The organism is Tautonia sp. JC769, assembly GCF_040717455.1.
In the GTDB taxonomy this organism is placed as follows: domain Bacteria; phylum Planctomycetota; class Planctomycetia; order Isosphaerales; family Isosphaeraceae; genus Tautonia.
In genome coordinates, this window is the sequence record NZ_JBFEFH010000012.1 from 171,258 (window position 1) to 181,802 (window position 10,545).

Annotated in this window: 13 protein-coding genes; 6 read left to right on the forward strand and 7 right to left on the reverse strand. The window is 68.6% G+C overall.

Annotated elements, in window-relative coordinates; genetic code table 11:
• Positions 1–128: 128 nt before the first annotated feature.
• The 5 genes from AB1L88_RS14080 to hypB are packed head-to-tail and all read left to right on the forward strand — an operon-like array spanning position 129 to position 2,125.
• Positions 129–278: a hydrogenase/urease maturation nickel metallochaperone HypA gene (locus AB1L88_RS14080; RefSeq protein WP_367097300.1), complete on the forward strand. Its 150-nt coding sequence runs from the start codon at positions 129–131 to the stop codon at positions 276–278.
• Between the two features lie 49 nt (positions 279–327).
• Positions 328–612 carry a hypothetical protein gene (locus AB1L88_RS14085; RefSeq protein ID WP_367097301.1) on the forward strand — a complete coding sequence of 95 codons (285 nt, stop codon included), beginning with the start codon at positions 328–330 and terminating at the stop codon, positions 610–612.
• Positions 609–1,019, forward strand: a complete 411-nt coding sequence (locus tag AB1L88_RS14090; RefSeq protein ID WP_367097302.1) for a helix-turn-helix transcriptional regulator — start codon at positions 609–611, stop codon at positions 1,017–1,019. Before AB1L88_RS14085 ends, AB1L88_RS14090 begins: the two co-directional genes overlap by 4 nt.
• 57 nt (positions 1,020–1,076) lie before the next feature.
• Complete coding sequence (gene hypA / locus AB1L88_RS14095) at positions 1,077–1,466, forward strand: hydrogenase maturation nickel metallochaperone HypA (RefSeq protein WP_367097303.1); 390 nt, start codon at positions 1,077–1,079, stop codon at positions 1,464–1,466.
• Positions 1,463–2,125, forward strand: a complete 663-nt coding sequence (hypB, locus tag AB1L88_RS14100) for a hydrogenase nickel incorporation protein HypB (protein ID WP_367097304.1) — start codon at positions 1,463–1,465, stop codon at positions 2,123–2,125. Before hypA ends, hypB begins: the two co-directional genes overlap by 4 nt.
• 25 nt (positions 2,126–2,150) lie before the next feature.
• Here hypB and hypE read toward each other — a convergent pair whose 3' ends face one another.
• From hypE to AB1L88_RS14115, 3 genes are read right to left on the reverse strand one after another with little or no spacing between them, the layout of a single operon-like run.
• Entirely contained in the window at positions 2,151–3,209 is a 1,059-nt protein-coding gene (gene hypE / locus AB1L88_RS14105) for a hydrogenase expression/formation protein HypE (RefSeq protein ID WP_367097317.1), read from the reverse strand.
• Entirely contained in the window at positions 3,202–4,308 is a 1,107-nt protein-coding gene (gene hypD, locus AB1L88_RS14110; RefSeq protein WP_367097305.1) for a hydrogenase formation protein HypD, read from the reverse strand. Before hypD ends, hypE begins: the two co-directional genes overlap by 8 nt.
• Entirely contained in the window at positions 4,292–4,558 is a 267-nt protein-coding gene (locus AB1L88_RS14115) for a HypC/HybG/HupF family hydrogenase formation chaperone (RefSeq protein ID WP_367097306.1), read from the reverse strand. Before AB1L88_RS14115 ends, hypD begins: the two co-directional genes overlap by 17 nt.
• A gap of 591 nt (positions 4,559–5,149) precedes the next feature.
• On the opposite strand from AB1L88_RS14115, the gene hypF reads away from it, so the two are divergent.
• A complete protein-coding gene (gene hypF / locus AB1L88_RS14120; RefSeq protein ID WP_367097307.1) occupies positions 5,150–7,549 on the forward strand; it encodes a carbamoyltransferase HypF in 2,400 nt (799 codons plus the stop codon).
• An 821-nt stretch (positions 7,550–8,370) separates the two neighbouring features.
• Here the strand turns inward: hypF and tnpA are convergent.
• From tnpA to AB1L88_RS14140, 4 genes are all read right to left on the reverse strand, one after another.
• Positions 8,371–8,805, reverse strand: a complete 435-nt coding sequence (tnpA, locus tag AB1L88_RS14125) for an IS200/IS605 family transposase (protein WP_169981471.1) — start codon at positions 8,803–8,805, stop codon at positions 8,371–8,373.
• A gap of 217 nt (positions 8,806–9,022) precedes the next feature.
• Positions 9,023–9,442 carry a hypothetical protein gene (locus AB1L88_RS14130; protein ID WP_367097308.1) on the reverse strand — a complete coding sequence of 140 codons (420 nt, stop codon included), beginning with the start codon at positions 9,440–9,442 and terminating at the stop codon, positions 9,023–9,025.
• A gap of 114 nt (positions 9,443–9,556) precedes the next feature.
• The gene (locus AB1L88_RS14135) at positions 9,557–9,844 is read right to left on the reverse strand and encodes a hypothetical protein (protein ID WP_367097309.1); all 288 of its coding nucleotides are present in this window, start codon (positions 9,842–9,844) and stop codon (positions 9,557–9,559) included.
• A 116-nt stretch (positions 9,845–9,960) separates the two neighbouring features.
• Complete coding sequence (locus AB1L88_RS14140; RefSeq protein WP_367097310.1) at positions 9,961–10,482, reverse strand: hypothetical protein; 522 nt, start codon at positions 10,480–10,482, stop codon at positions 9,961–9,963.
• Positions 10,483–10,545 lie beyond the last annotated feature (63 nt).

Here is a 10,545-nt window from a genome sequence, read left to right on the forward strand (position 1 = left end):
GACCCCGGCGGCCTCGCAATCCCTTGCTCCCGAGTCCGAAGTCGACGATCCTTGATCCGTCCGACGGACATCGCCATCCTTGATCCCGATCCCCCTCAGTCCCCGATCCCCTGATCGCCGATCCGATCATGCACGAACTCTCGATCGCCGAGGCCCTGGCGCGGCAGGTCGCCGAAGCCCTCGCAGGCTCGGCCCCGTGCCGGGTCACCCGCGTCCGGCTCCGCCTCGGCGTCCTCGACGGGGTTTCGGCCGAGGCCCTCGCCATCGCATTGCCATGACTGTAGTATTGAGATACGACAACGAACCGTCTCGATCGTGGAAATCCGAATGCGTCGAACCGATGCGCTCGTGGCCTGGGACGACGAAGACGACCTCAGCGGCAACCTCCACCACGTCCGCGAACACGGGCTTTCGCCGGACGAGGTCGAGTCGGTCTTGCTGGCCGACGACGCCGTCGAGCGCACCAGCCGTTCGAGCGGCCGACCCCTGGTCGCGGGGTTCACCTTCACCGGGCGTTGGATCGTTGTTGTCTATGAGGTAGTCGCGGCCGACCCGGTCATCTTGCGGCCGGTGACCGCCTACGAACCCGATCCGAAGGACCATGCATCATGACCGGCGAGGACCTGCCCCATCGCGTCCGCATCGATCGGACGCCCGAGCAGCGGGCCGAGGAGGACACGATCCGCCGTCGGTTCCGCCCGGGAATCACGCTGGACGAGCTGGTGGCCTCGGGCGAACTGGGCGAGGAAGACGCCGCCGCCATGCGTGCTCAGCGGGAGGCCGGACCCGCCCCCTGGCCTGCTCGGGAGCTGGCGATGGCCTTACGGGCCGAGCGGGGGCGACTCGGCCTGAGCTACGCCGACCTGGCCGCGATCTCGGGGATCGACCGGGCCGCAATCCACAAAATTGAGACGGGACTGAACCGGAACCCGACCGTGGCGACGCTCGGCCGGCTGGCCTCGGCCATGGGGTTGCACCTGGCCTGGTCGCTCGAGCCATCCGGGACCGCAGGACGCTGAGTTGCCGCCGGGTCGATGCCCAACCACCGCGCATGCCGAGCAAGGACACCATCGCGCATGCACGAACTCTCGATCGCCAATGCCCTCGTCCATCAGGTCACCGAAGCCCTGGCAGGATCGGCCCCATGTCGGGTCACTCGCGTCCGGCTCCGCATCGGAGTCCTCGCCGGGGTCGCGGCCGAGGCCCTCACCTTTTGCTTCGAGGTCGTGACCCGAGCCACCCCGCTCGAAGGCGCGGCCCTGGAGATCGAATCCATCCCCATCGCCATCCGCTGCGAACCTTGCGGACGAATCGTGGATCTGGCCGAGGCTCCTCCGTTCCGCTGCCCGCATTGCGATCACCCTTCGGCCGCGGTCGTGCGGGGCAAGGAACTGGAACTCGAATCGATCGAGGTCGAGGACCAGGATCGAGGCCAGGCCGTCACCCCATCGGAGCGCCGTCCATGACCCCCCGGATCGTCGAGCTTCGCCAGGGGCTCCTGAAGAAGAACGACCAGCTCGCCGCCGCCCTGCGGCTCCGGTTCCGTGACGCCGGGCTGTTCGTCGTCAACCTCGTCTCCGGCCCCGGCTCCGGCAAGACGCTGCTGCTGGAGCGGACCCTCTCGGCCCTCAAGGCCCGTGGCGGCCGCCCCGCCGCCTTGGTGGGGGACCTCGAAACCGACCGCGACGCCCGGCGACTCGCCCGGGCCGGGTGCCCGGTCCGCCAGATCGAGACGCACGGCATCTGCCACCTCGACGCCGAGATGATCGACCGCCACCTCGACGCCTGGGATCTCCCCTCGCACGACGTCCTGTTCATCGAGAACGTCGGCAACCTCGTCTGCACCTCCAGCTACGACCTGGGCGAGTCGTGCCGGGTCGCCCTCCTCTCCGTCACCGAGGGGGAGGACAAACCCTTGAAATACCCCGGCATCTACAACTCCGCCGATGCCGTCGTCCTCACCAAGATCGACCTCGCCGACGCCTGCGAGTTCGACCGCGACGCCGCCCGGTCCCACCTGCTCGACGTCCGCCCCGGCGTCCGCCTCATCGAGACCTCGGCCAAAACCGGCCAGGGCGTCGACGACTGGCTCGCCTTCCTCGACGAGCGCCGCCAGGGGCGTTGACCCGACCGGATCCGATCCGATCGACCTAGCAAATCCTCGGCAATTGCTCCCCCAATGGCAGCGTCACCACCCGACGCCCGCCGATGCCCGTCTTCATGACGACCGTCCCCGGGTGCTCCGCCACGACCGTCCCGATCCGGACCGCCTGCCGACCGATCGCCGAACCCCGCATCGCCTCCAGCGCCGGCTCGGCCTGGTCCTCGGGCACGATCGCCACCAGCTTCCCCTCGTTGGCGATCATCAAGGGATCGAGGCCGAGCAGCTCGCAGGCCCCCCGCACCTCAGGCCGCACCGGGATGGCCCCCTCGTCCAGCACCACCCCCAGCCCCGACCGCTCCGCAAGCTCCACGAGCGTCGCCGCCAGGCCCCCCCGGGTCGGATCGCGCAGGGTCCGCACGTCGACCGACGCCGCGAAGAGCCGCTCGACCAAATCTGTGAGGGGCGCGGTGTCGCTCTCGATCGCCGACTCGAATTCCAATCCCTCGCGGACGCTCAGGATCGCCACCCCGTGATCGCCGATCGTCCCGCTCACGAGCACCGCGTCCCCCGCCCTCGCCCGCTCGGGTCCCACCGATCGCCCGTCCGGCACCACGCCGATCCCGCTCGTGGTGATGTAGCACCCGTCGCCGTGACCGCGCTCGACCACCTTCGTATCGCCGGTCACGATCGCCACCCCGGCCCGCCTCGCCGCCCCGGCCATCCGTTCGACGATCGCCGCGAGCCGATCCAACGCGAGCCCTTCTTCCAGGATGAAGCTCGCGCTCAGGTGCAACGGCCTGGCCCCCGCCATCGCCAGGTCATTGACCGTCCCGTTCACCGCCAGCTCGCCGATCGACCCCCCGGGGAAGAACAAGGGCCGCACCACGTGAGCATCCGTCGCGAACGCCAATCGCCCCGCCGGCACCCCCACCACGGCCGCGTCGCCCCGAGCCTCCAGGGCCTCATTCCGGAAGGCCGGCAAGAACAGATGCTCAAGCAAGTCTCCCGAGAGCCGCCCCCCTCCCCCGTGCCCCATCACGATCGTCGGCGAATCCCGCAACGGCAAGGGACAGGCCCACGCGTCGAACCGGATCGGCTCAGGCATGAGCATTCGCCCCCCTCGTCCGGCCATTCAGATAATAGGCCGCGCACGCCCCCTCGTTCGATACCATCGTCGCCCCCAGCGGCTGCCTCGGCGTACAGACCGATCCAAACGCCGGGCACTCCGGCGGCGTGATGCGCCCCTGCAAGACGTCCCCGCTCCGGCACTCCGGCGACTCGGCCGCCCGGATCGCCCCCACCTCGAACCGCCCCGCCGCGTCGAAGGCGCGGTACGCCGGGGCCAGCCTCCAGCCGCTGTTCGGGATCGTCCCGATCCCCCGCCAAGCTTGATCCGTCACCTCAAACACCTCGTCGAGCAAGGCCCGCGCCACCGGGTTCCCCTCGCCCGACACCACCCTCGCATACGCGTTCTCGACCCGCGCCTCCCCCCGCTCCAGTTGCACCACCGCCCGCCGGATCCCGTCGAGCAGGTCGATCGGCTCGAACCCGGTCACGACGATCGGCACCCGATACCGCTCGGCGATCGCCGGATACTGCCCCGTCCCCATCACTGTACAGACATGTCCTGCGGCCAGGAACCCTTGCACGCGATTTCCTTTCGATGCGCAGATCGCCTCGATCGCCGGCGGCACCAGGACCTGCGACACCAGGATCGAGAAGTTCCCCAGCCCTCCCCTCCGAGCCAGCGTCACCGCCATCGCGTTGGCCGGCGCCGTCGTCTCGAACCCGATCCCGAAGAAGACGACCTCCCGATCCCGGTGCGCCCTCGCCAGCGCCAATGCATCCAGCGGCGAGTACACGACCCTCACGTCCGCCCCCTCCGCCCTCGCCCGCGAGAGGTCCGTCGACGACCCCGGCACCCGCAGCATGTCGCCGAACGAGCAGAAGGTCACCCCCGGGATCTTCGCGATCGCCAACGCCCGGTCGATCACCTCCAGCGGCGTCACGCAGACCGGGCACCCCGGCCCGTGCACCAGCTCCACCCCCTCCGGGAGCACCTGGTCGATCCCGTTCCTGATGATCGCGTGCGTCTGCCCCCCGCAGACCTCCATCAATACCCACGGTCTCGACACGACCCGCCGGATCTCCTCGACCAGCCTCCGCGCCCCCTCCCCATCCCGGAACTCATCCAGATACTTCATCCGGATCGCCTCCCAGTTCCCCCTCCAAGCCCCCCATCGCCCGCAAGGCGTCCAGCGTCCGCCTCGCCTCGGCCTCGTCGATCTTGCTCAGCGCGAACCCGACATGCACGATCGTGTAATCCCCCACCCCCACCTCCGGGACGAACTCCAGGCAGACCTCCTTGACCACCCCCCCGAAATCAACCCACCCCATCCGCGTCCCCCGTTCCTCCGAGATCCGATCCACACGCCCCGGCACGGCTAGACACATTGAATCCCTCCCTCCTTTCTCCCCAATCACATCCAGAAATCCCCCATAACCACACGCGAACTCATAACAATTTCCCTCGCTCCTGCCCATCGGAGCAGTAGGCAGTGGGCATTGGGCAGAGGAAATCAGGTGGTAGGCAGCCTTCTCCCGTTCGCAGAGCCTTCTGTCCCCCTCTCCCCGCTCGCGGGGAGAGGGCCGGGGTGAGGGGTCCCCGGCATGGACGCAAGGCTCTTCGATCCGGACTCGGTCCCCCTCTTCACCGATCCGGGGGCGAAGGTCGGAGACGTTCGCCCCCAAGCCCGCTCGCCAGCTACTCCCCGATCGCGGAGTGAGGGGTACCTGTCTCGATCTCACCGCCTTCGTCCCCGCCCTGCTGCCCCTCAATCGTCCAGCATACCCGATCACGCCCCCCCACCGACGCCGCCATGCCTCCCGCTCCCGCGAAAAAAATCAAACGCCCCGCATGTCCGACCCTCCTCCCATCCCGCTCCACAACCCCATTCCCGACCCTCCCCCCTCGATCCCATGATGGAACCATCACCGGATCGCCTCCCACCGGCCAAACCGAAGCACAAGCCCCCCCGAATCCCGATGCCCCTCCCCTCACCCCCCCTCCCCCAGCGCCGCCGCTTCCTCGTCCGGGGGGTCGTCCAGGGGGTCGGCTTCCGCCCGTTCGTCCACGCCGCGGCCAACCGCCTCGCCCTGGCCGGCTGGGTCGCCAACGACCCCGCCGGCGTCGTCATCGAGGCCCAGGGCCCCCCCGACCGGATCGACGCCTTCCGCCGATCCCTGCAAACCGACGCCCCCCCCCTCGCCGCCATCGTCACCCTCACCGACGAACCCATCCCCCCCGACCCCGCCGCGGCCGGCTTCGCCATCCTCCCCAGCCGATCCGGCGCGACGCCCATCACCCCCGTCCCGCCCGACATCGCCACGTGCGAAAATTGCCTCCGCGAACTCCGCGACCCCGCCGACCGCCGCCACCGCTACCCGTTCCTCAACTGCACCGACTGCGGCCCCCGCTTCACCATCCTGACGCGCCTGCCGTACGACCGCCCCCACACCACGATGGCCCGCTTCCCCCTGTGCCCCTCGTGCCGCCTCGAATACGAAAATCCCGCCGACCGCCGCTTCCACGCCCAGCCGATCGCCTGCCCCTCCTGTGGCCCGACCCTCTGGTTCGTCCCCGTCGCGAACGCCCCCATCGCCCAGGAATCGCCCGACTCCCCCGCCCCCTGGCCGATCGGCGATTCCGCCCTCACCCTCGCCCGCCAGGCCCTCGACCTCGGCCGGATCGTCGCCATCAAGGGGGTCGGCGGCTTCCATCTCGCCTGCGACGCTTCCAACGAATCCGCCGTCTCCCGGCTCCGGACGCTCAAAGGCCGGGGCGACAAGCCCTTCGCCCTCATGGTCCCCTCCCTCGACCACGCCCGCCGCCTCGCCCTCGTCGACGGCGCCGAGGCCCTCGCCCTCTCCGGCCGCGACCGCCCCGTCGTCCTCCTCCGCCGCCGAACCGACGCAGACGAGGCCCTCGCCCTCGCCCCCTCCGTCGCCCCCGGCCTGGCCCAACTCGGCATCATGCTCCCCTACTCACCCCTGCACCCGTTGCTTTTCGACGAACACGACGCCCGGCCCCTCGTCATGACCTCCGGCAACCGCAGCGACGAGCCGATCGCCATCGACAACGCCGAGGCCCTCGACCGCCTCGCCCCCCTCGCCGACGCCTTCCTCCTGCACGACCGGCCGATCCGGACCCCTTGCGACGACTCCGTCCTCCGGGTCGTCGACGATCAACCCGTCCCCCTCCGACGCTCCCGGGGGATCGCCCCGCTCCCCCTCCCCTGGCCGATCCCCGACGGCCCGGCCGTCCTCGCCGTCGGCGCCGAGCTGAAGGCGACCTTCTGCCTGGCCCGCCCCCCCTTCGCCCTCGTCAGCCAGCACCTCGGCGACTGGGGCGACCTGGCCACGCAAATCGCCTTCGAGCGCTCGCTCGATCACATGCAAACCCTCTTCCGGTTCGATCCCCGGCTCATCGCCTGCGACCTCCACCCCGACGCCCTCTCCTCCCGATGGGCCGAACGCCTCGCCGCCTCCCTCGGGCGTCCCCTCGCCCGCGTCCAGCACCACCACGCCCACGCCGCGTCCCTGCTCATCGACCACGACCGCGTCGGCACCTCCCCCCTGCTCGCCTGGGTCTGCGACGGCACCGGCTACGGCCCCGACGGCACCATCTGGGGCGGCGAATGCCTCCTCGTCTCCGGCGACGGCGCCCGCTCTGATCGCCTCGCTCACCTTTCTCCCATCCCCTTGCCCTGCGGCGACCTCGCCATCCGCCACCCCTCCCGATCGGCCCTGGCCCACCTCTGGGCCGCCGGCATCCCCTGGGACGACGACCTCCCCTGCGTCCTGGCCACATCCCCCGCCGAACGCAGGGTGATCCGCCATCAGCTCGAAACCGGCCTCCACTGCGTCGCGACGAGCAGCATGGGCCGCCTCTTCGACGCCGTCGCCGCCCTGCTCGGCGTCCGATCCTCGTCCACCTTCGAGGGCCAGGCCGCCCTCGAACTCGAGGCCCTCGCCGCCCTCTGCCCCCCTCCCTCGATCGCCCCCCCCTGCCCCTTCGCCCGCCGCCCCCCCTCTCCCCCCGGCCCGATCCTCCTCGACCCCGCCCCCCTCTGGCCCTGGCTCATCCACCACCTCCGCCGCGGCACCCCCCTCCCCGTCCTCGCCGCCGCCTTCCACCACGCCCTCGCCGATGCCCTCGCCTCGATCGCCTCCGACCTCGCCCGCCCCCGCTCCCTCACCACGCTGGGCCTCACCGGCGGCGTCTTCCAGAACGCCCTGCTCGCCTCCCGCACCGCCTCGCTCCTCCGCTCCTCCGGCTTCGAGGTCCTCACCCCCCGCCGCCTCCCCCCCAACGACGGCGGCCTCTCCCCCGGCCAGGCCCTCGTCGCCGTCCGACAACACCCCTCCGCCCCCTCCCCCCACTGAGACGCAACACACCCTCATCGCCCCCCCATTTCAAAAGAACGCGAGGAATCCCATTAACCAATTCACGCGCCACTATTGACCGATATATGGACCGCCGGTCCCGCCGTGCAGACGGAGGTCCTCACGGCTGCCCCGCTCCGATCCCCCTCGCCGCGCCTCACCCGGGACCCCGGTCTGGAACCCCCACCTCTGCCTCGTCCCGTACAGGGGGCGCCGGCGACAGCAAGGGCCATGGGCGCGGTCAGGCGGTCGCCTCGCCCAGAATGTGGAAACTCATCGCGATGGTGTCCACCATCGCATCGAACTCGGCACGGGAGACCATCCTCGCGGAAAACGCCAGGACCACGACGCCCCGACGATCGGCCAGGGAGCGCAAGTGTACGAACTCGGGGCCGGGCAACGGGTCGCTCGTAGACCAGGCGGCCCAGATCGGCCCATCGCATGAGACGCCGCGATCCGAGATTCCTCCCCCCATGCAAACGATGGCCTGGATGCGATATCGGAGAGATTCGATCAGCCAATGCCGTCGTTCCTCATCCGTGGGGGGTGATTCAAAAGGCTCGACGCAAATCCGACATTCCCGGTTCTCGGCCCACCCCGAGAACCCCCGCCCATCTCTCGGAATCCGCTCGGACCTGAGGCTGCCCGGCAGCACGACCTCGAACTCCTCGGTGATCGCCCTGCCGTCGGGGATAGGGCGCGACCCTCCTCGCCCGGGACGAACCCTCAGAATCCTTCGCTTGACACGACTGACGACTCTACCGGCTGGAAGCCGGTAGGTTCACAAGTCGGCTGAAAGCCCGACTGTTGGGGTAGCGGAGCTACGGCTCCTCGACGCGGAAGTCATCGTCGTCCTTCCGATGCTCCTGCGTCCGGATGTACTCCATGATCACCTCGTCGGTCACGTTCCCCGAGCTGGCCACGAAGAACCCCCGGGCCCACAGGTGGCGGCCCCAGCAAAGCTTCTTCAGGTGGCTGTACTCCTGCATCAGCTTCCGCGAACTCTTCCCCTTGATCCGCTGGACCAGGTAGCTCGCCGAGACGTGCGGCGGGCAGGAGACGAACAGGTGGACGTGGTCCGCGCTGACATGGCCCTTGAGGATCTCGACCTCCAACTCCGCACAGATCGTTCGTACGATCTGGCGGAGCCGGAGGCCGACGTCACCCCGCAGTAGCTTCTTGCGGTACTTGGTGATCCAGACCAGGTGGAACTTGATGTCGAAGCGGGTGTGGGCGGTCCGTCGGTAGTGCTCCATCCCGCGAACGTACTGGAAGTGGTCGCCTGAAGGCGAGGGATTTTAGATCCCAGGAATGGACATTAAGACGGGCTTCGACATCGCGGGTACGGTCTTCCTTCCGCCGCCTAACGACCAAGCTCAGCGGACCGGACCGCCGAGCGAAGCCTTGATGTGACCAAAAGCCGCCGCGGCGGGCCGGGTCCGCTGCAGCGCGAGGTTAGGCGGTTACGCGACGCTACCTCGAAGAACTGGCCAAGGGAACCGGCCCCTCTGAGAACATCTTGGGATCGAAGTTTACCAGGCGCCCTTGACGGTACTGCAAGATCAGCGCCTCATCTGCTCCGCATCGGTATTCCCTAAACTCGTCGTCCTCCGCAATCCCCTGCGGGTAATCTGTCGGAGAACGCTCAGCGAAGGCAGTCACGGAGCGACGCAATTCGGGGGAAGAGTTGATCGCCCCGGTACCCAGCAGCCGTTCGAGTTTCTCGACCGGATCCCCGTTCTTAACCCCGCTGCTCAGGGCGGAGTACAGCGAATCGGCATCGCGATCACGACGATAGCGGACGACCGGGTCGAACCAGCGGAGTACGGCCAGGATGCCTCCGGCCAAAGCGACTAGGACGAGGGCCTGACGCATCGACAGGCGTGGTTTCATGCCCGATCTCCGCCGCCTAACGACCAAGCTCAGCGGACCCGGCCGCCGAGGGAAAGCTGGGACTGACCGCAGAGCGTGTGGCGGCCGGGGTCCGCTGCAGCGCGAGGTTAGGCGTTACTCTTGGGTGGTGCTGGTGGGTCTACGATCGCGATCCTCGCCGATGCTCGCGAGTTGGGCTTGGAGCCGGTCGACCTGAGCTTGGAGGTGAGCGACTTCCTGCTCACGGATAGCGTCCAATTCCAGGAGATTGATCTCTGCAATTTCATTCTCCCGCTGCTCAGCCCGCAATTCAGCCCGAAGCGATGTCTCGCGCCGAGCTGCCCTCAAGCCTTGCACTACCAGGGAGGTTATCAGGGCGACGATCGCCACGACAAGCAGCATGGTTTGTAGGCGAAGTCGCATCGTCGGTACTCGCTGAATTACCGCCTAACGCCATAGCTCAGCGGACCGGCCCGCTAAGGGAAAGCCACGACTGACAGGGAAGCGCCGCGGCGGGCCGGGTCCGCTGCAGCGCGAGGTTAGGCGTCCCGGCCGCTCCCGGCGATCCGCCAGCCTCCATTCCGCTGAACCACGGTCGGCTTACCATCGTGGTCAAAGTACCTCTCCTCGACTACACTCCCGCGATCATATCCATCCGGAGATGCGAAGGTCGTCTCCTTACGGAGCGATCCATCCTCACGCCATTCCCGAAGGATGCCGGGCTCGCGGCGATACTCAGCCACCTTCACTCCCTCGCATGAGAACTCCAGACGCTCCAGCGTCTGGCCAGCCTCATACATGAACATTGCCTCAATGCGGCCGTCCTCGAAATAGTGTGCACTCCGGCCATCGGGGACGCCGTCGCGGTAGGCAGCCTCCCACATCAAGCGACCACTCGCATAGTACTCACGACGCATGCCGTGGAGGTAGCCTTCGACGAAGTCGCACTCCTCGGCGAGTACGCCGTTGCAAACGTAGAACGCCGTCCCCGTGAACGGTCGGTCTTCGTAGCGAGCGTCTGTGTACTCCTCGTGCTCGATGGCTTCGAAGGGCACACGCATACCCGCCGCCTAACGACCAAGCTCAGCGGACCGGCCCGCCGAGACAGAGCTTGATGATACCAG